This is a genomic window from Polynucleobacter hallstattensis, assembly GCF_018881835.1.
In the GTDB taxonomy this organism is placed as follows: Bacteria; Pseudomonadota; Gammaproteobacteria; order Burkholderiales; family Burkholderiaceae; genus Polynucleobacter; species Polynucleobacter hallstattensis.
On sequence record NZ_JACVPO010000002.1, the window covers coordinates 614,425 to 634,558 of the forward strand.

Sequence of the window (20,134 nt, forward strand, 5' to 3'; positions counted from 1 at the left end):
GTATTAGGACAGATTTTCTAAACGGATCTTCACTACTTCACCAGCAACAGTTTTCAGGTTCTGAATTTCCTGAATTGCTGCCAGCATGTGCTTTTCTTTAGTCTCATGGGTGAGAGCAACTAAGTCGGTTTGACTTTCACCTTCGTCGGCTTCTTTTTGCAAGAGAGCATCAATAGAGATGCTATGGGCCGCCAAGATCTTAGTAATGTCAGCTAACACACCGGCTTGATCTGCTACGCGCAAACGCAAATAGTAACTGGTGGTAATTTCACCCATTGGCAATACGGTAATATCGCGCACTGCATCCGGCTGGAACGCCAAATAAGGGACGCGACTCTCTGGGCTTGCACCCAATAAACGCGTGATATCCACTAGGTCTGCAATCACAGCAGAAGCAGTTGGCTCTGAGCCTGCGCCCTTACCGTAGTAAAGCGTTGTGCCAACAGCATCACCAAATACCTGAACAGCATTCATAGCGCCTTCAACGTTTGCAATAAGACGCTTAGTCGGAATCAAGGTTGGATGCACACGCAACTCAATACCGGAATTTGTCTTCTTCGCAATCCCAAGCAACTTGATGCGATAACCCAACTGCTCAGCATATTTAATGTCGATGGCATCTAACTTAGTAATGCCCTCGATATGTGCTTTTTCGAATTGCATTGGAATACCAAAAGCAATTGCACTCATGATGGTTGCCTTGTGGGCAGCATCTACACCTTCAATATCAAAAGTAGGATCTGCTTCTGCGTAACCTAAACGCTGCGCCTCCTTCAGAACGGTCGCAAAGTCCAAGCCTTTGTCGCGCATTTCAGAAAGAATGAAATTGGTTGTACCGTTGATGATGCCAGCGATCCACTCGATGCGGTTTGCTGTTAAACCTTCGCGCAGCGCTTTGATAATAGGGATACCACCAGCAACAGCGGCTTCAAACGCGACCATCACACCCTTTTCGTGGGCGGCTTTAAAAATCTCGTTACCGTGAACTGCGATCAACGCCTTATTGGCTGTCACTACATGCTTGCCAGCAGCAATTGCCTCGAGCACTAAATCTTTAGCGATACCGTAACCACCAATCAACTCAACAACGATATCGATTTCAGGATTGTTAATAACAGCACGAGCATCACTCACCACTTGAGCACGCTCTTTTACCAACTCTTTAGCGCGTTCTATATTGAGGTCGGCAACAGTATTGATACGAATGCCACGACCAGCACGACGGGTAATTTCATCTTGGTTGCGTTCGAGAACAGTAAATACTCCACCACCTACAGTGCCAATACCTAATAGACCTACTTGAATCGATTTCATGATGCCTTTGTTACTATTGAATTAGTCGAATTAGTTACCTTGCGACTATGTTTTTGACGATAACGCTCTAGGAAACGTGCCAGACGGCCAATAGCCTCCTTCAGCACATCCTCGTGAGGTAAGAACACTACGCGAAAGTGGTCAGACTTGACCCAATTAAAACCCGAGCCTTGCACCAGCAATACTTTTTCTTCTTTGAGAAGATCAGCTACAAATTGCTGGTCATCTTCAATCGGGTACATCTCAGAATCGAGTTTTGGGAATAAGTACAAAGCAGACTTTGGCTTCACACAAGTCACGCCCGGAATTTCAGTAATGAGCTTCCAGGCAAGATCGCGCTGCTTGGCTAGACGACCACCTTCATTGACTAAATCATTAATGCTTTGATAGCCGCCCAAAGCTGTTTGAATAGCATACTGGCCCGGCACATTGGCGCACAGGCGCATTGAGGACAACATATTGAGACCTTCGATGTAATCTCGAATCATCTCTTTGTCCCCAGAAACTACCATCCAGCCAGCACGGTAGCCGCAAGAGCGATAGTTTTTGGATAAACCGTTAAAAGTAATCGTGACTACATCAGTAGATAAGGATGCCAAAGAGACGTGTTTCTCTTTGTCGTAAAGCATCTTGTCGTAAATCTCGTCGGCAAACAGAATCAAGCCATGCTCACGCGCAATCGAGATTAGCTCTGTCAACACTTCCGTGGAATAGATGGCGCCCGTTGGATTATTAGGATTAATCACCACAATCGCTTTGGTACGGGGCGTAATTTTTTTGCGTAAATCCGCTAGATCTGGAGCCCACTCTTTCGACTCATCACATAAGTAATGCACTGGGGTACCACCAGACAAGCTGACAGCAGCTGTCCATAATGGGTAATCCGGGGCTGGTACCAATACCTCATCACCGTTATTGAGCAATGCATTCATTGCGAGAACGATTAATTCAGAAACACCGTTACCGGTATAGATGTCATCCAAAGTTACACCCTGGATGCCTTTTTCCTGGCAATATTGCATGATGGCTTTACGAGCCGCAAAAATTCCCTTGGAATCAGAGTACGCTGATGCATTACCCAAATTACGGATCATGTCCAACTGAATCTCTTCTGGAGGATCAAAACCAAAAACACCCACATTGCCGATGTTGAGTTTGATGATTTTGTGACCCTCTTCCTCCATGCGCTGTGCGAGTTCCAGCACGGGTCCACGAATGTCATAACAGACGTGATTGAGTTTTGCGGACTTTAGGATCGGTTTCACAATAAATTAAAGGATAAGTTCTTGAAATCTAGGAAAAAACAGCTGGCTATAATCATCACAATTATGACAGAGAGTCCATGTGAAGCTTCAATCTGACCCCAATTCCGGAGCCAATACGATCACCGGTTACGGCGATGGCTACATCGAGATCAATAAGATCCCCTATAGTCACGCGGTTTTACTGAGCTCTGACGGTGAAATCTTGGAATGGGCAGTGAAGTCCTTTGAAGAGCTCAGTTCAGCAGATTTCACTCAAATGGCTTCCCTTAAGCCTGAATTAATCATCATTGGCACTGGTAAACGCCAGCGCTTCCCAAGGCCTGAGCTTTTAAAAACACTGATTGAAGCTAAGCTTGGCTTTGAGGTCATGGATTCTCAGGCCGCTTGTCGCACCTACAACATCCTTGTTGGCGAAGGCCGCCAAGTCCTTCTCGCACTCATTGTGGAAGCCGTCTAATGCAGTTTGGCCAAATTCGGCAGTCAAGCACCCTCAACCCAGTAACTATTTTGATTCTGGTTTTGATCTATGCCTTATTGTGGTTTGGCACCTTAAATTACCGTCACCTCATTCCGTCGGATGAAGGACGTTATGCCGAGATTGCTCGTGAGATGCTTGTCACTGGAGATTGGGTCACTCCCCGCTACAACGGTTACAAGTATTTTGAAAAACCCCCTTTACAAATTTGGGCTACCGCTACCGCTTTCAGTCTTTTTGGCATTGGTGATTGGCAAGCGCGCTTATGGACTGCCCTCACTGGATTTCTGACAATTGGATTGATTGGATTTACTGGCGCACGCGTCTACAGTGCGCGAGCAGGCTGGTTAGCTGCAATCGCCTTAGCCTCAAGCCCAATGTGGGTGATTGGTGGACATATCAATTCACTTGATATGGGATTGTCAGCATTTTTAGTTGCTTCGCTTTGCAGTCTTTTGTTAGCGCAAACCTCTCGGAACTCGAGCGACACCAGGAACTGGATGCTAGCGTGCTGGGCCTTCATGGCATTAGCAACCCTATCTAAAGGTGTTATTGGAATCGCCATCCCTGGCATGGTGTTTATTGTTTATTCGATTACCGCTTGGGACTGGAAGATCTGGAAGCGACTTCATATTATTAAAGGCACCATTTTATTTTTAGCGATTACCGCGCCTTGGTTTGTTCTGGTAGCCCAACGTAATCCAGAGTTTCTGGAGTTCTTTTTTATTCATGAACACCTGCAACGTTTTACACAAAAAGCCCATAGTAGAACGGGTCCGATTTATTACTTCATTCCACTCCTACTACTCGGCTTTCTGCCATGGATTGCGCAAGCTCCTGAAGCGCTTGTTCAGGCTTGGCGGGAGCGTAATCGAGAATTTTCCAGCGGCTGGTTGCTCACTTGCTGGTTTGCCGTGATCATGGGATTCTTTAGTGTCTCTCAATCGAAATTACCCGGCTACATCATTCCAGTTTTTCCAGCGCTGGCAATGCTTGTTGGCCATAGTCTAGATCGTAATCTGGGCCCTAGTAATGCACTGGGATTATCTTGGAGATTACAAGCACTCTTTTTTGCAATCTTAGGTGGCATTGGATTTTTCTTTTTAGGCGAAGTTGGTAAACAAGCAAGGCCAGATGAAATTGAGTCCTATGCGCAATACATTTACTGGATAGTTGCTGCGCTGATTACCTTAATTGCATTTAGTCTCCTCACAGTCATGCAAAGTAAGCGCAATGGTTTGGGCAGCATTACCAGTTTTGCCTGCGGATTTTTTCTCTGCGCGATCATTGCCGGAACGGGTCATGAAACTCTGGGTCGTGCAGTATCAGGCATTGATTTAGTTGAGAGAGTCAAAGCAAGTATTCCAGAGAAAGTGAATTTTTATTCCATCAGAATTCTAGATCACACGGTACCGTTCTATCTTGGTAGAACCATGATCATGGTGGAGTCTCCAGATGAGCTTGAATTTGGCGTGAAGCAAGAGCCTGAGTTGTGGATCTCTACCTTTGCTGCTTTTATCGAACGCTGGAAAGAAGACCAAACCGCTTATGCCTTGATGGTTCCAGAACAGTATATTGAACTGCAGAAACTCAATGTACCAATGCAAGAAGTAGGCAGAGATTCTCGGCGCGTTATTGTTAAACACCCGGATTCACAAAGCAACTCCACAAAATAAGTTTTTAAGGTTCGCCATGTCAACTACTGAAAACACCCTTCCCTTCATTCCGTTTACGCGCCCTCACTTTAATCAAGAAACGATTGATGCGGTTGCCGAGGTTTTACGTTCTGGTTGGGTTACCTCAGGTCCGAAGTTAGCTGAATTTGAGGCCACTTTGAGTGACTATTTCGGCGGGCGCCCAGTACGTTGCTTTGCCAATGGCACTGCCACCATGAAAATCGCTTTGCAGGTTGCTGGCATTGGGTCTGGGGATGAAGTCATTACTACTCCCATTTCTTGGGTGGCTACTTCGAATGTGATTCTGAGCGTGGGTGCGACACCCGTGTTTGTCGACATTGATCCCGTTACACGCAACATTGATTTAAATAAGATAGCTGCAGCCATTACACCAAAGACTCGTGCCATCATGCCCGTCTATTTGGCTGGATTACCAGTTAACATGGATCAACTTTATGACTTGGCCAAGCAATACAAGCTGCGTGTGATTGAAGATGCGGCGCAAGCGTTTGGGTCGCAGTGGCGAGGTCAAAAGATTGGCAGCATTGGTGATCTCGTGAGCTTTAGTTTTCAGGCAAATAAAAACTTATCCACTGTTGAGGGTGGCTGTCTGGTTCTTAACAATATTGATGAAGCAAAGCTCGCAGAGAAGTTTCGTCTTCAAGGTCTCACACGCCAAGGCATGGATGGTATGGATGTTGATGTACTGGGTGGTAAAGATAATTTGACTGATGTGAATGCAGTGATCGGCCTTCATCAACTTAAAGAGTTACCAGCGTTTCAAGCGCGCAGAAGCGCTTTAGCTAAACAGTACTTTGATGCCATTCGCCATGAGATGAAATCTCCCGACTTAGAAAATCTCCATTTAGAGCTGCCTGTGGAGAACTTTACCGATAGTAATTGGCATATGTTCCAAGTCATCCTCCCTCTTGAGCAGCTGAATGTGGATCGCGCGCAGGTGATGTCTGAACTCAAGGATTTGGGTGTTGGTACTGGTGTCCATTACCCGTTGATTACGGGATTCACGCTTTACCAAAAGCTGGGGTACCAAGTTGCAGCCACTCCCGTAGCAAATCGTATTGGTCGCTCCATTTTGACCCTCCCCCTTTTTCCAGGGATGGCAGATGAAGATATTGGCCGTATAGCCAAGGGTTTGACTGGAATTCTGAAGAAACATCGTAAAAACTAGTGCCGAGAGCGGAATCAGGCAAAATTGCAGCATGACTGCAAATTTAGCTACCCAAGCCTGCAATCCGACACTCAGCATTGTCATTCCCGTTTACAACGAGGAAGATGGCCTACAAGCCCTCTTTGATCGCTTATATCCTGCGCTAGATGTCATGGCTAGTAAGCGCAACATTGCTTATGAAGTGGTGTTTGTGAATGATGGCAGTAAAGATCGCTCCGCCGGTATCCTGGCTAAGCAAGTTGAGCTGCGCCCAGATGTCACACGTGCGGTGTTATTTCATAGCAACTTTGGTCAGCACATGGCGATCATGGCTGGCTTTGAATACTCCCGCGGCGAATACATCATCACCCTAGATGCTGACTTGCAGAATCCTCCTGAAGAAATCGATGCCCTGGTAAATGAATTACTTCAAGGTCATGACTATGTTGGCACTATTCGTGCCGATCGTCGCGATAGCTTCTTCAGAAAATTTGCTTCACGCGTAATGAATCATTTGCGCGAGAAAATCACTCGCATCACAATGACTGACCAAGGGTGCATGTTACGCGGCTATAGCCGTCGTATTGTTGATCTCGTTCGTCAGTGTGATGAGAGCAATACTTTTATTCCGGCACTGGCTTATACCTTCGCTTCCAATCCAACTGAAATTACCGTCAAACATGAGGAGCGTTTTGCCGGTGAGTCCAAATACAGCCTCTATCAACTCATTCGCTTGAACTTTGATTTAGTAACTGGCTTCTCCGTAATGCCTTTACAGATTTTCTCGATTCTAGGCATGTTGCTGGCAATGGCAGCAGGCAGTCTGTTTGTCTACCTTCTGGTTCGTCGCTTTGTACTCGGTGCCGAGGTTGAAGGGGTGTTCACCCTCTTTGCTCTTACCTTCTTCCTGATTGGCGTAATGCTCTTTGGTCTTGGTCTACTCGGTGAGTACATTGGCCGCATCTACCAACAAGTTCGCGAGCGTCCACGCTATGTTGTGCAAACTGTTTTAGAGAAAAAATAATTGCACGCAGTCGTCTTTGCTTATCACGATGTTGGCGTTAACTGCCTTAAGGCATTGCTAGGTGCTGGCATTCAGATTGATCTAGTAGTTACCCATCAAGATGATCCTCATGAAAATGTCTGGTTTGGGAGCGTTGCGAAACTGTGTGAGGATCAACAGATTCCTTACATCACACCAAATGCGAATCAGTTGATGGATCTCATGACGCAGCTTCAAAAGCTAGCGCCTGATTACCTTTTCTCCTTTTACTATCGCCACATGATTCCGGCCGAGCTCTTGGCCTGCGCCAAGATTGGCGCCTTGAATATGCACGGCTCACTATTACCAAAGTTCCGTGGACGGGCACCAGTCAATTGGGCCATCCTGCACGGAGAAACTGAAACTGGTGCCACATTGCACATGATGGAAGTCAAACCGGATGCGGGAGACATTGTGGGGCAGTCAGCAGTCCTCATTGGGCCCAATGAAACCGCCACCGATGTCTTTGGCAAAGTCAGCCAGGCAGCCGTCACGGTAATAAACCAGGTCCTACCCGAGCTTATTCAAGGTCATATCCCCAGAAAACCCAATAATCTGGCTCAGGGAAGCTATTTTGGGGGCCGCAAGCCTGCTGATGGGCAAATTCTGTGGCATCAGACGGCTCAGCAGGTTCATAACCTCGTCAGAGCCGTTGCACCCCCCTATCCAGGCGCTTTTACAGACTGGCAAGGTCAGCGCAGGATCGTGGCTCGCACCAGCCTAGAAGGCCCATTTCCAAGACAGTTAGATCTTCAGGTTCCCGGCATCCAAGTGGTTGATAATCAGGTATTCGGCGTTTGTGGGGACCAAAAGGCAGTAGCAATATTGGACTGGTTCCCAGCAAATAGCTAACAAATTACCTGTAGCACTCTTTAGATTAAAAAACGAGGCAGTAAAGATGAAAAAAGTACTCATTCTTGGCGTAAATGGCTTTATTGGCCACCACCTTTCAAAGCGCATCCTGGAGACAACCGATTGGCATGTCTATGGCATGGATATGCAAAACGATCGTCTGGGTGATTTAGTAAGCCATCCTCGAATGCACTTTTTTGAAGGTGATATCACCATCAATAAAGAATGGGTTGAATACCACATCCGTAAATGCGATGTCATCCTACCCTTAGTGGCAATTGCAACACCAGCAACTTATGTTCAGCAACCATTAAAAGTATTTGAGCTCGACTTCGAAGCCAATTTACCAATCGTGCGCTCGGCAGTTAAATACAAAAAGCATTTGGTGTTTCCATCTACATCTGAAGTCTATGGCATGTGTGAAGATGGTGAGTTTGATCCCGCGAAGTCGAATATGGTTTATGGCCCAATCAACAAACCACGCTGGATCTATGCTTGCTCTAAACAATTGATGGATCGCGTGATCTGGGGTTACGGCATGGAAGGTTTGCGCTTCACCCTCTTTCGTCCATTTAACTGGATTGGCCCTGGACTAGATAGCATCTACACACCAAAAGAAGGTTCTTCCCGTGTCGTGACTCAGTTCTTGGGTCATATCGTTCGCGGTGAACCCATCAACGTAGTTGATGGTGGTGCGCAAAAACGTGCCTTTACTTATGTTGATGATGGTATCGACGCCTTAATGCGCATCATCGATAACAAAGATGGTGTTGCTGATGGCAAGATCTACAACATTGGCAATCCAAAGAACAATCACTCTATTCGTGAACTAGCCAATCAGATGCTCGATATTGCTCGTAGTATTCCTGAGTATGCAAAGACAGCAAATGAAGTGAAGATCGTCGAAACCACTTCCGGCGCTTACTACGGTGAAGGCTATCAGGATGTTCAGAATCGTGTCCCCGCAATTGACAACACGATGACTGAATTAGGCTGGAAGCCGACGATCAATATGAGCGATGCACTGAAGAATATTTTTGAAGCCTATCGCCATGACGTTGAAAACGCACGTCATTTAGTTGATAAAGAATAAGCGAAAGCACATTTAAGGCTTCATGGCTAAGATTGCACTCAAGGTAGATGTTGACACTCTGCGTGGGACCAAAGAAGGTGTCCCCAACCTAGCGCGGACGCTTGACCGCTTTGGTCTGAAAGCCACCTTCCTATTTAGCCTGGGCCCTGACCACACTGGCTGGGCGCTCAAGCGAGTCTTTAGGCCAGGCTTTCTAAAAAAAGTAAGCCGTACTTCCGTTGTTGAACACTATGGCATCAAGACTTTGCTCTACGGCGTTCTACTTCCTGGTCCAGATATTGGCAAACAAGCTGCGACTGAAATGCGCTCCATAGATACAGCTGGTCATGAGACCGGTATTCACACTTGGGATCACGTTGCTTGGCAAGATGCCGTACGCAATCGCGATGCTCAATGGACTAAAGCGCAGATGCAAAAAAGTTGGGATCGTTTTGTAGAGATATTTGGCCACCCACCGGTCACTTATGGTGCGGCTGGCTGGCAAATGAATGAAGATGCTTTTGAGCAACTTGATCAATGGGGTATTAAATATTCCTCTGATGGCAGGGCGGAGCCTAACTTGTTGCCATACCGTTTTGAATTGCCTTCTGGCAAAGCAAAGCACGTGCAATATCCAACTACCTTGCCGACTTTTGATGAGTTGATTGGAATAGATGATGCCGATGAGTTTGGGGCTGTGAAAAAACTGCTTGAGATCACCCAAAGCAATCCGAACGATCAGGTGTTCACTCTGCATGCAGAGCTTGAGGGTCAAAAGTTACTCCCTGCTTTTGAGCAATTACTGGCTGGCTGGCTAAATCAAGGACATGATCTAGTTACCATGGGTGAACTTCATCAATCCTGGGAAGCAACTAAACAACTGGATAAAATAGCGGTACAGCCAGTCACTTGGGGAGAAATACCCAACAGAAGTGGTGAACTCATTTTGCAAACGGTATAAGCAAGCTCAGAATACGTAATACATCAAGTTAAATAAGAGAGTCCTATCATGACAGTAGAAATTGGTAAACCAATGCCCCAATGTGCAATCCCGGCAACATCAGGATTGACCTTCACCCCAGACTCAGCCAAAGGCAAAAAACTGGTTGTCTACTTTTATCCAAAAGATATGACTCCAGGCTGTACTGCGGAGTCTGGTGAATTTCGGGACAACATCGATGCCTTCTCTAAAGCCAATACCCTGATCGTTGGCGTATCTCGGGATAGCCTCAAATCTCACGATAACTTCCGAAGCAAACTGGAACTGCCATTCGAACTCGTTGCAGATACTGAAGAAACCTTATGCCAGCTATTTGGCGTCATGAAAATGAAGAATATGTATGGCAAACAAGTGCGCGGCGTAGAGCGTAGCACCTTCCTCTTTGACTCTTCGGGCAAGCTGGTAAAAGAGTGGCGTGGCCTTAAGGTCCCTGGACATGTGACAGAGGTATTACAAGCGGCCCAAGTAACTAAGTAATTTTTAAATTAATTTAATCTGGGGCACTTGCAAAGCCCAAAATTTGCGGTAAAGTAGTTCTTATGCACCGTAAACGACGGGAAAGTCTCACAATCCGTTTGACTCCTCAGCCTGAACAATCAAGAGCAGGCGCGGCAAACAACCCCCGCCATTTTACAGATCGCTTTACACCCAGTTTCGCTATAAACCGTCATTGCAATCTGCTTGACGGTTTTTTCTTTTAGGAGAGTCTGCATGCCATTACCCCCCATCCCAACTCAAATTGCTGGCCAAGTAAAAATTAGTAGCAAGGACACCCCGAATTTAAAGAAACGTCCTGCGCCAGCAAAAGCTGTTGTGATGGATAGCCATGTGCCAGACTGGGCAACAGATGCAGACGAAGATCTTTCTGCTGCTGAAATAGCGCTTGAGAAAATCAAAAGTGATCACAACCCTGTAGTTGTGCGTAGTACGCGCAGTGATAACAAGGTAGTGAATGTTCCAGAAAAACCAAAACGCATTATTCGTACAGGTCCTCCGAGTCTATTTGTACTCGATACCAATGTATTAATGCATGATCCAAGCTCTCTGTTCCGCTTCTCAGAGCACGATCTCTTCTTACCAATGACTACTCTTGAGGAGTTGGACAACCACAAGAAGGGTATGACTGAGGTTGCTCGTAACGCCCGCACAGTCAGCCGCTCCCTAGATCAATTAGTAGCCGGAACTAGTGGCACATTGGATGAAGGTATCCCCCTGAATAAGCTTGGCAATCAAGATGTGTCTGGTCGACTCTTTTTCCAGACAAAGCTGACCACTCAATCGCTACCAGAGGGCTTGCCTGAAGGTAAGGGTGACAACCTCATCTTGGCAGTGGTAAGTGAACTTCAAAAGACACGTAAAGGCCAAGAAGTTGTTCTAGTATCCAAAGATATCAATATGCGCATTAAGGCTCGCGCTCTTGGTTTGCCTGCTGAGGATTACTTCAACGACCAAGTCCTAGAAGATCGTGACTTAATGTATTCCGGAGTCATGGCGCTACCTGCAGACTTTTGGCCAAAGCATGGCAAAGACATGGAGAGCTGGGCTGACGGTAAATCTGGAACAATGTTTTATCGCGTAACTGGCCCTTCAGTTCTCAGCATGTTAGTAAATGAATTTGTCTATCAAGAAAATCCCGATGGATCAACGCCCTTCTATGCCCAAGTTAAAGAGATCAATGGTAAGACCGCCCTACTTCAAACGCTAAGAGACTTCTCTCATCAGAAAAATAATGTATGGAGTGTGACAGCACGCAATCGCGAGCAGAACTTTGCTATGAATCTACTCATGAACCCCGATGTGGATTTCGTAACATTATTAGGTCAAGCGGGTACTGGTAAAACCTTGCTGGCTTTAGCTGCCGGCCTGGAGCAAGTACTAGATAGTAAGCGCTATAACGAGATTATCATTACTCGAGCTACCGTTCCTGTAGGTGAAGATATTGGCTTTTTACCGGGCACCGAAGAAGAGAAGATGCAGCCTTGGATGGGTGCATTTGATGACAATCTTGAAGTGCTACAACGTAACGAAGATGGCAGCGCTGGTGAATGGGGTCGTGCTGCTACACAAGAATTGATTCGTTCACGTATTAAGGTAAAGAGCATGAATTTCATGCGCGGTAGAACTTTTGTGAGTAAGTTTGTGATTATTGATGAAGCGCAGAATTTAACTCCAAAGCAAATGAAAACCTTGGTTACTCGTGCAGGCCCAGGAACCAAGATTATTTGTTTAGGTAATATTGCTCAGATTGATACACCTTACTTAACTGAAGGCTCTTCAGGCCTAACTTATGTGGTGGATCGCTTCAAAGGCTGGCGTCATGGTGGACATGTGACTCTGGCTCGCGGTGAGCGTTCCCGTCTTGCGGATCATGCTGCTGACGCACTCTAAGCAATCATTCTCATGCCGCACTCTGATAGGGTGCGGCATTTTTATTTGCGCCCTTCTTGTGCTCACGGGGTGCAGTAGCTTTGGCCCACAAAATAACGCAGCTAAAGTTGCCCAATTCAAACAAGACACTAGCGTGGGTACCGAAGATATCTCAATTGCTGCGGTGGGTTTGGTGGGCGTACCCTATCGCTATGGCGGCAACAATCCTAACGGGGGGTTTGATTGCAGTGGACTAATTGCTTATGTCTACAACAAGTCTGCAAACATCAAGTTACCTAGGACTATTCAAGAGATGAGCAATCGAGGTCGAAGTGTAGATAGCGGTCCACCTGCACCTGGCGATCTCGTCTTCTTCAATACTACTGGCGCAAAGTATTCGCATGCAGGCATCTATGTAGGTCAAGGTAGATTTGTCCATGCCCCAAGCGCCGGAGGAACTGTACGCTTGGAATACATCACTACACCCTACTGGGCGGCTAGATTTACTGAGGCTAGAAGATTGACGCCTTAATTATTAGCCTTTCGGCCGATAGCATTAACACTGTATTCCCAAAATACTGAATATTGTTTACATTTATAAGAAGAACAATTGGTTCTTTAGATTACTCATTTTTGGAGTGGCTCATATGAAGAAAATCATTATCGTTTTAAGTGTTGCATTTAGTTTTGCAATTCCGTCCGTTACTTTTGCAGATCAGGCAGCTTGCGAGGCAAAGGCAGTTAGCAAAGAAGGTAAGCCGCTCTATGGCGCTGCTAAAGACGCATCTATTAAGAAATGTATGGGTGATGCCAAACCCAATGATTGCGAAGCTAAAGCAGTCAGTAAGGATGGCAAGCCGCTTTATGGGGCTGCTAAAGCTGCATCTATTAAGAAGTGTGAAGGCGGAAACTGAATATCTGTCGCATCAAGTTAAAAAGCCTCGCATTGCGAGGCTTTTTTTATTCTGAGTTACTGTTTATATATCGCTACTTATTATTTTTATTTGAATTAGAACGGCTCGTACCCACCAGAGGAGTAGCCAACTGATCCCATCGCCAAGTTGTCGAACTTGGTATACGGACCTTGCCAGCTTAAACGCACAGTACCAATTGGTCCATTACGCTGCTTACCAATAATGATCTCTGCCATGCCTTTGTCTTGGGTTGTATCTGGGTGATACACCTCATCACGATAGATGAACATAATTAAGTCAGCATCCTGCTCGATCGCGCCTGACTCCCGCAAATCAGACATGATTGGGCGCTTGTTAGGACGTTGCTCAAGGCCACGATTTAACTGTGACAAGGCAACTACTGGGCACTGTAACTCTTTTGCTAGTGATTTAAGAGAGCGTGAGATTTCGGAGATCTCCGTTGCACGGTTCTCAGAACCAGAGCCACTCATCAACTGCAAGTAATCAATTACAACAAGGCCAAGTGTTCCGCCAAAGTTACGAGCAATACGTCGTGCACGCGCACGCAACTCTAAACTGGAAAGAGCGCCAGTCTCATCAATCAAAATTTGGGTATTACTCAAACGGGCAATGGCATCAGTAACACGTGGCCACTCGTCATCTTGCAGCTTTCCTGTACGCATCCGGCTTTGATCAACACGTCCCACAGAACCCAGTAAACGAGCTGCCAATTGCTCACCCGACATCTCCATTGAGAAAATAACGACTGGTAAACCTTCAGCCAATGCGACGTTCTCGGCGATATTGAGCGCAAATGCAGTATTGTGGGTCACCACGTAATCATTGGTTACATAGGTTCTATCTGGATGGCTAACTGAGATGCATTGGGCCGCAGCAACTCTAGATGGCTCAATACTCTTAAATGACAGTCTGCGTTGGCGATCCCAGCTCGCTCTGAGCCTTTCTTTCTTTTCAGGCAAAGTAAATGCTTGAAATCCAGGGCCAAAACTCATATTCAAAACATAAGCTAAACGACCCTGCTTTTTTTCACCCTTGTAGGTGTAGCTAGACTGTTTTTCTGCGATTGAACAAAAGCCGCCCAATGATCTAGCCAAAGTGGCAACGTCTTCTGATAATTGCTTGCTTGCAGTACAAAAACGAATGGAGCCCCACTTCTCAATCCAACCATCAGTATCCATCAAGCCCTGAAATAGGGCGAGACGGGAAGTCTTGTTGGCTTCAAGATAGGTAGCAGGAATATTTTTATCAAAACTTCTGCAGCCGAGAACGCCTAAATCTTGCAAGGCAGAGCGGAAGTAATTTGTTGGCACAGACTGACGTTGGCCATTAGCAGCGATTCTGGCTTTGGAGATCAATCTCCAGTCATATGCGTTGGCATGAACCAGCTCCATCTCATAGCCAGCTAGAGCATTCATGCGTTCAATAAGCTCGGGAGACTTAGTCGAGAACATCACGCAACCGTGAGATAAAGCCAAAGTCCCATCACCGAGTAATGCGCCCAAAACCCATGGGTTAATTGGTAATATATTTGAATGACCAAAATCACCTGAAACAGGATCTATCCACAGACGATTCTTGTATCGAACACAAGAAAGCATTTCTATTAAACGCGCAGTATTAATGACTTTGGGCGCATCCCAATCGCGATACATGACGCGCCATAGATGTTCATCGCAGCACTCAGCTTCACGACCATCTGAGAAAGTGACTTTGTAAATCTGCTTAATGCCTTGCGGATAGATGCCAGTCACCATGGAATGCTGACCATCCACAGAGGCAAGGCGATCGCCAAAACGTAAATCACCCATCAACTTCCAGCCATCAACTGTTTTTACTTTGGCATCAAGTGGCTGCGCTTTACCCATCGAAGGTCTACCAGCAACAATCACTAAGTCGCCTTTTTGCAAGCCGCTGGTTTGTTTATCTAGATCGATAAATCCAGTTGCAATACCAGTGATGTCACTACCACCTTGACGGTTATAGAGTTCATCAATACGCGCAACAACGGTTTTAAGTAATGGTTCGATCTCGAGATAGTCGGCTTTGCGACTACCCTCTTCACCAATTTGCAGAATGCGTGATTCCGCTTCATCCAAAAGTGTTCTTACTGAACGACCCTCTGGAACAAATGCGGAGTTAACGATGTTATCAGACACTTCGATGAGGCGACGTAGAATGCTGCGATCACGAACAATGTCGGCATAGCCTTTTATGTTCGCTGCACTTGGTGTGCTCTGCGCTAATGAATTGAGGTAATCAATACCAACTAAGTCGCCACCCTGCTCAGACTTAACAGCCTCATGAACAGTAATGACGTCAGCAGGATGATTGTCGCCAACTAAACGCTGAATGACCTTATAGATCAGAGCATGTTCAGGACGATAGAAATCTTTATCAGTTAGCACCCCGCCCAGGCGATCCCAGGCCGTGTTATCGATCAGTAGACCGCCGAGCAAAGATTGCTCGGCTTCTACAGAATGCGGCGGTACTTTTAAAGCCTGCAAAGCTGCATCCCCAGAACCCATCATGCCAGGATTTGACATAAGAGAGCGTGAGCGGGATTCAGCCATGAGGCTAGATTACAGATCTAAAACTTACGCTTGCTCGCCAACTACACGGATAGTAATGTCAGCCACTACATCGGTATGAACAGCTACCGCTACAGGGTGATCACCAACCATCTTTAACGGGCCAGTAGGCATACGTACAGAAGCTTTTTCGATTGCAAAGCCTTTGGCTTTCAAAGCATCAGCGATGTCATGGTTAGTTACAGAACCAAACAAACGACCGTCAACACCCGCTTTTTGACCGATTTCAAGAACCAAGTCCTTGAGCTTAGTGCCAACCGCTTGGGCAGCAGCCAATTTCTCAGCAGCCAATTTTTCCAACTCAGCGCGACGTACTGCAAAGTCAGCGATAGCTGTTTCAGTTGCACGACGAGCTTTGCGTTGTGGGATTAGGAAATTACGAGCGTAACCGTCTTTAACACGAACGATGTCACCGAGGTTGCCCAGGTTAATTACTTTTTCTAAAAGAATGATTTGCATTGAGGGCTCCCAATTATTTCTTGTGTTGATCGGAGAATGGCAACAAAGCCAAGTAACGAGCACGCTTGATAGCAGTGTCTAACTGACGCTGATATTTAGCTTTTGTGCCTGTCAAACGTGCAGGAGTAATCTTGGCGTTTTCGCCAATGAAGTCCTTCAAGGTATCTACGTCTTTATAGTCAATCTGCTCTACGCCAGCAACAGTGAAACGGCAATAACGCTTACGCTTGAACAATGGGTTCTGAGCTGGTTTCTTTTTGAAATCGGGTTTCTTTCCAAACGCCATGATGATTTCCTCTTTAATTTTTCAATTGAATATGGGTGATATGGAAAACAAGTCTTTGATTACGCAGAGTCTTGGGTGCTAAGAATCCTTCAAACACTGCCTTGGCTCCTAAATCCATTTGCTCTAAGCCCTTTTGTATGGGGCCGATTGCTATGGCTTCAACACTCATCTGAATTTTCCTAGCCACTCCTACCTCGTTTACTTCGCCGCTGTGTTCTAGCTGGCAATGCATCACCGGTATTCCTGCTGGTGTAAATCGAATTGCGTCTTTAGATACCAAGAATGCAGTTAGGGTGAAATGATTCAACGCCGCTCCGTCACTCTGATACGTTTTCTAGTCTGTGTATTCCTCTTCAAATTTCTAACTTAAACCGCTGCTACAGGAGCGTCGGATTGAGCTGATTTGCGCGCTTCTTCACGTTGCACTTCTTTCATCATGATGGAAGGCTCTGTTTCAGCTTTCTTCGTCTTGATGATGAGGTGACGCAAAACAGCATCGTTAAATTTGAATGCGTGCTCGAGCTCGTCCAGAGTTTTCTGGTCGCACTCAATATTCATACAAACGTAATGGGCTTTTGCAAGTTTGTCGATCATGTAAGCCATCTGACGACGACCCCAATCTTCCATGCGGTGAATTTTGCCGCCTGCAGCAGCTAATGTCGCTTTGTAGCGATCGATCATCGCAGGTACTTGCTCGCTTTGGTCCGGGTGGACGATAAAGACGATTTCATAATGACGCATCTAACACTCCTTAAGGATAAAATCACCTGAGCATCTTGCTAACTTCCGATGGTTTTAAAGTTAGCGCCAGTGTGACAAGGTAGTAACAAATTGTAGGTAAAACTAACTACACATATTTACAGCTTTTAAGTCCTCACCGAATTTCAGGTAAGTCCGCTATTCTAGCAAAAAAATCCTGCCAAGTCAGGGGTTTACCGGCTTTATTTGCCTGCTTTGCTGCATTAAGAGCCAATTGAAGTGCAATTCTGGCCCTAGGGGCAGTTAATGAGCCTGAAGCACGGCATCCAGGGGCATCTAACTCGGGAATGTTTGGCAAGGTAGAACCAGCACCTGTTCTAGTAGTTCTCACCAAAGCAATACCCTGGACCATCGCCCGGTCCAAAGGCTCGATCCAATCATCATGAAAGCCACCGTGCCCAGAACCAGCGAGAACAAATCCCTGAACGGAGCTACTTAGCCAATGGGTGATGGTTTCAGGGCGAGCACCCGCATGACTAGTCAAGATCTCAACCCAAGGCCACTCCCCCTCCTGGGGGATAGGCAAATCTTCGCTCCAAGCAGCTTGTACAGCTTTAACCCCAGATAACCAAGATGGGTTAATTAAGCCTACGGAACTGGATGGGGCATTTTGTAATGGCGCATTCAAAGCCGTAGCGTGGCGCTTCGCCAAATCCATTGCCATACATCCACGCCCGTCCATCACCGCATAAATGCCACCAGGACAGTTATCAATGGGTGTAGAAGCCCAGCGCAAGGCATCCAATAAATTGGAGGGTCCATCAGCTCCAGGTGCATTACTTGGGAGCATGGCCCCCGTCAGAATAACCCTCTTAGACTGAGTCTGCGCTAACTTTCCACACGTTATCTGCAGAAATAAGCCTGTCTCCTCAATCGTATCGGTGCCGTGGGTAATCACAACCCCTCTCACAGCAGAGTCCAGCAAAGCTTGACCTACAGCAAGTCCTAGACTAGTAAGGTGAGCATCAGTCAGATTGCGACTATTGACATTCGCTATCTGACGAGAAACCAGCTTAACCCCCTTAGGCACCACTGACTGAACCTGCGCCACTAAAGCATCAACCCCGACTTGACCAGCTTCATATTGAAGGGGGCTTGTTTCCGGATTGGGGGCAAGGCCTGCAATAGTGCCACCCATACCAAAAACCAGAATATGGGATGTATTTTCAGAAATATTGGGATTTAAACTCATGCCTCCATTATCCGCCTCCAAATTACTTGAATATTCAAATAGTGCTGTATACAATCCCAGTATGGATATAAATACAGTCGATTTTCTAGAGGAGCTGACTGCCCTCCCCAAACTCACCTCACGGCAAAGTGAGATTTTGGAATTGATTACCAAGGCCATCGAGGAAAGTGGTTCACCTCCTACTCGTGCTGAAATTGCAGCGCAACTGGGCTTCGCTTCTGCCAACGCTGCTGAAGAGCACTTACGCGCATTGGCAAAAAAAGGATACATCGAGCTAACGCCGGGAACATCCCGAGGCATTCGTATTCCGCAACGATTTAATCAGACACACAATCCTAATAAATACCGTCAGATGTCATTGCCCTCTGGCGCGCTTCAGCAACTCACACTGCCACTCATTGGTCGTGTTGCTGCAGGTTCTCCGATCATGGCTGTTGAGCACATTGAAAAACAAGTGCCAATTGATCCAAGCTTGTTTAGCAAAGGTGCTGATTACTTACTGAAGGTGGTTGGTATGAGTATGCGCGATGCTGGCATTCTGGATGGTGACTATCTTGCAATACGAAAAACTTCCGAGGTTCGTAACGGCGATATCGTAGTTGCGCGCTTAGATGATGAGGTCACAGTAAAACGTTGGAACCAAAAGAAAACTGCGGATGGTATGGTGATTGAATTACAAGCCGAGAATCCAGACTTCAAAAATATTTTGGTAGACAGGCGTCAACCCAACTTTGCAGTTGAAGGCCAAGCTGTTGGCCTCATTAGGGCTGGCGGACTATAAGCCCTGCCCTGTTAAGCCAAAAGCCTCGTTTAGAGGCCTTTTTCTATTGCTGATCGATGTAACTATTTTTATCTCTTAGTTGGCGCGACTACGTTTGCATTCTTTGGTGATGCGGTAATAGTGATGATCGTTTTTGGCCCAGTAAATGGACCTTCATTTAACTCTACGGTTGAGGTGCGATCACCCTTAGTGAAAACCAAAATACTGGTTTTTGATTTCACTGCACTCACGGTAGTCCAACCCGCTTTAGGGTATTCAGCTTGGAAGAATGCGTAAATATCCGTTGGGGTTTGCGCACCAGATAAAACTACGCGCCCAACCCAGTTATCACCACGACCAATGATTAAAGAATCTGAACCGATGATTTTGGATGCCGCAGGCAATGGCATATCACCTAAGAGTTGTGTCTGAATTTCTTGAACTTCACTAGGCGTACCTGTTGGAGAATCACCAGAAGATGCACATCCACCCAGCAGAGTGGATAAGACTAAGCAAAGCACACTAAGTTTTAGAGTTTGAAATGTCATTGTTTACCTTGATAGCCCAAAGTGATTAACGCATAAGAGCTTACAACATTTGTAAGCATCTTAGGCTACACGATTCATTCGTCAACTCAAATTCTGGAGGCGCGTGAGGGAATCGAACCCCCGTACGAAGCTTTGCAGGCTCCTGCCTAACCACTCGGCCAACGCGCCATACGCTTGAATCAAAAATGGGAAGCTTTTTTAGGGCTTCCCATCGAACTTGGAGCGGGAAAGGAGGTTCGAACTCCCGACCTATACCTTGGCAAGGTATCGCTCTACCAGCTGAGCTATTCCCGCATAACAGGGCAACAGTTTAGCAAACAATTTGAGAGAGCGCATTATTCACGAACCAGGCTATGTAGTAGCGAGGGTAACGTTT

Annotated in this window: 20 protein-coding genes, 2 tRNA genes and 1 pseudogene; 12 read left to right on the forward strand and 11 right to left on the reverse strand. The window is 46.3% G+C overall.

Translation table 11 applies throughout. The annotated features are described in order from the left end of the window. Positions 1–3 precede the first annotated feature (3 nt). Complete coding sequence (locus ICN26_RS09565; RefSeq protein WP_216268176.1) at positions 4–1,314, reverse strand: homoserine dehydrogenase; 1,311 nt, start codon at positions 1,312–1,314, stop codon at positions 4–6. Next, on the reverse strand, positions 1,311–2,579 hold the full coding sequence (locus ICN26_RS09570; RefSeq protein WP_216268177.1) for a pyridoxal phosphate-dependent aminotransferase: 1,269 nt from the start codon (positions 2,577–2,579) through the stop codon (positions 1,311–1,313). The genes ICN26_RS09565 and ICN26_RS09570 overlap by 4 nt, the downstream gene beginning before the upstream one ends. A gap of 79 nt (positions 2,580–2,658) precedes the next feature. Here ICN26_RS09570 and ICN26_RS09575 point away from each other — a divergent pair, with 79 nt between their 5' ends. The 11 genes and pseudogenes from ICN26_RS09575 (at position 2,659) to ICN26_RS09625 (ending at position 13,145) form a co-directional block, all read left to right on the forward strand. Then, positions 2,659–3,036: an Mth938-like domain-containing protein gene (locus tag ICN26_RS09575; RefSeq protein ID WP_216268178.1), complete on the forward strand. Its 378-nt coding sequence runs from the start codon at positions 2,659–2,661 to the stop codon at positions 3,034–3,036. Continuing rightward, positions 3,036–4,730, forward strand: a complete 1,695-nt coding sequence (locus ICN26_RS09580) for a glycosyltransferase family 39 protein (RefSeq protein ID WP_216268179.1) — start codon at positions 3,036–3,038, stop codon at positions 4,728–4,730. The genes ICN26_RS09575 and ICN26_RS09580 overlap by 1 nt, the downstream gene beginning before the upstream one ends. A gap of 16 nt (positions 4,731–4,746) precedes the next feature. Beyond that, entirely contained in the window at positions 4,747–5,919 is a 1,173-nt protein-coding gene (locus ICN26_RS09585) for a DegT/DnrJ/EryC1/StrS family aminotransferase (RefSeq protein ID WP_216268180.1), read from the forward strand. Positions 5,920–5,950: 31 nt separating this feature from the next. Further along, positions 5,951–6,922: a glycosyltransferase gene (locus ICN26_RS09590; RefSeq protein ID WP_216268181.1), complete on the forward strand. Its 972-nt coding sequence runs from the start codon at positions 5,951–5,953 to the stop codon at positions 6,920–6,922. Further along, the gene (locus ICN26_RS09595) at positions 6,923–7,792 is read left to right on the forward strand and encodes a formyltransferase (RefSeq protein ID WP_216268182.1); all 870 of its coding nucleotides are present in this window, start codon (positions 6,923–6,925) and stop codon (positions 7,790–7,792) included. Between the two features lie 46 nt (positions 7,793–7,838). Further along, positions 7,839–8,885, forward strand: coding sequence for a bifunctional UDP-4-keto-pentose/UDP-xylose synthase (locus ICN26_RS09600; protein WP_216268183.1), 1,047 nt, complete (start codon positions 7,839–7,841; stop codon positions 8,883–8,885). A 22-nt stretch (positions 8,886–8,907) separates the two neighbouring features. Beyond that, positions 8,908–9,825, forward strand: coding sequence for a polysaccharide deacetylase family protein (locus ICN26_RS09605; protein ID WP_216268184.1), 918 nt, complete (start codon positions 8,908–8,910; stop codon positions 9,823–9,825). Between the two features lie 48 nt (positions 9,826–9,873). Next, on the forward strand, positions 9,874–10,341 hold the full coding sequence (locus ICN26_RS09610; RefSeq protein WP_216268185.1) for a peroxiredoxin: 468 nt from the start codon (positions 9,874–9,876) through the stop codon (positions 10,339–10,341). Between the two features lie 234 nt (positions 10,342–10,575). Continuing rightward, positions 10,576–12,252 (forward strand): PhoH family protein, encoded by a 1,677-nt coding sequence (locus ICN26_RS09615; RefSeq protein ID WP_216268186.1) that lies wholly within the window; start codon positions 10,576–10,578, stop codon positions 12,250–12,252. A 124-nt stretch (positions 12,253–12,376) separates the two neighbouring features. After that, positions 12,377–12,754: pseudogene (locus ICN26_RS09620) on the forward strand (C40 family peptidase); the annotation flags it as partial. A gap of 124 nt (positions 12,755–12,878) precedes the next feature. Further along, positions 12,879–13,145 carry a hypothetical protein gene (locus ICN26_RS09625; protein ID WP_215354283.1) on the forward strand — a complete coding sequence of 89 codons (267 nt, stop codon included), beginning with the start codon at positions 12,879–12,881 and terminating at the stop codon, positions 13,143–13,145. Positions 13,146–13,240: 95 nt separating this feature from the next. On the opposite strand, the gene dnaB is transcribed toward ICN26_RS09625, so the two are convergent. The 6 genes from dnaB to ICN26_RS09655 form a co-directional block, all read right to left on the reverse strand. Continuing rightward, complete coding sequence (gene dnaB / locus ICN26_RS09630) at positions 13,241–15,736, reverse strand: replicative DNA helicase (protein WP_369411826.1); 2,496 nt, start codon at positions 15,734–15,736, stop codon at positions 13,241–13,243. Between the two features lie 24 nt (positions 15,737–15,760). Further along, a complete protein-coding gene (rplI, locus tag ICN26_RS09635) occupies positions 15,761–16,213 on the reverse strand; it encodes a 50S ribosomal protein L9 (RefSeq protein ID WP_216268187.1) in 453 nt (150 codons plus the stop codon). A gap of 13 nt (positions 16,214–16,226) precedes the next feature. Then, positions 16,227–16,499, reverse strand: coding sequence for a 30S ribosomal protein S18 (gene rpsR / locus ICN26_RS09640; protein WP_011902267.1), 273 nt, complete (start codon positions 16,497–16,499; stop codon positions 16,227–16,229). Positions 16,500–16,512: 13 nt separating this feature from the next. Then, complete coding sequence (gene priB / locus ICN26_RS09645; RefSeq protein ID WP_215354284.1) at positions 16,513–16,806, reverse strand: primosomal replication protein N; 294 nt, start codon at positions 16,804–16,806, stop codon at positions 16,513–16,515. A 59-nt stretch (positions 16,807–16,865) separates the two neighbouring features. Continuing rightward, on the reverse strand, positions 16,866–17,240 hold the full coding sequence (rpsF, locus tag ICN26_RS09650) for a 30S ribosomal protein S6 (protein WP_046330543.1): 375 nt from the start codon (positions 17,238–17,240) through the stop codon (positions 16,866–16,868). A gap of 133 nt (positions 17,241–17,373) precedes the next feature. Beyond that, positions 17,374–18,450 carry an asparaginase gene (locus ICN26_RS09655; protein ID WP_216268188.1) on the reverse strand — a complete coding sequence of 359 codons (1,077 nt, stop codon included), beginning with the start codon at positions 18,448–18,450 and terminating at the stop codon, positions 17,374–17,376. Between the two features lie 61 nt (positions 18,451–18,511). Here ICN26_RS09655 and lexA point away from each other — a divergent pair, with 61 nt between their 5' ends. Next, positions 18,512–19,231 (forward strand): transcriptional repressor LexA, encoded by a 720-nt coding sequence (gene lexA / locus ICN26_RS09660; RefSeq protein WP_216268189.1) that lies wholly within the window; start codon positions 18,512–18,514, stop codon positions 19,229–19,231. 68 nt (positions 19,232–19,299) lie between these two features. Here the strand turns inward: lexA and ICN26_RS09665 are convergent, their stop codons facing one another. The 3 genes from ICN26_RS09665 to ICN26_RS09675 form a co-directional block, all read right to left on the reverse strand. Further along, positions 19,300–19,758, reverse strand: coding sequence for a hypothetical protein (locus tag ICN26_RS09665; RefSeq protein ID WP_216268190.1), 459 nt, complete (start codon positions 19,756–19,758; stop codon positions 19,300–19,302). Between the two features lie 94 nt (positions 19,759–19,852). After that, a tRNA-Cys gene (locus tag ICN26_RS09670) sits at positions 19,853–19,926 on the reverse strand. Between the two features lie 50 nt (positions 19,927–19,976). Beyond that, positions 19,977–20,052: transfer RNA gene (locus ICN26_RS09675), tRNA-Gly, on the reverse strand. Between the last annotated feature and the right edge of the window lie 82 nt (positions 20,053–20,134).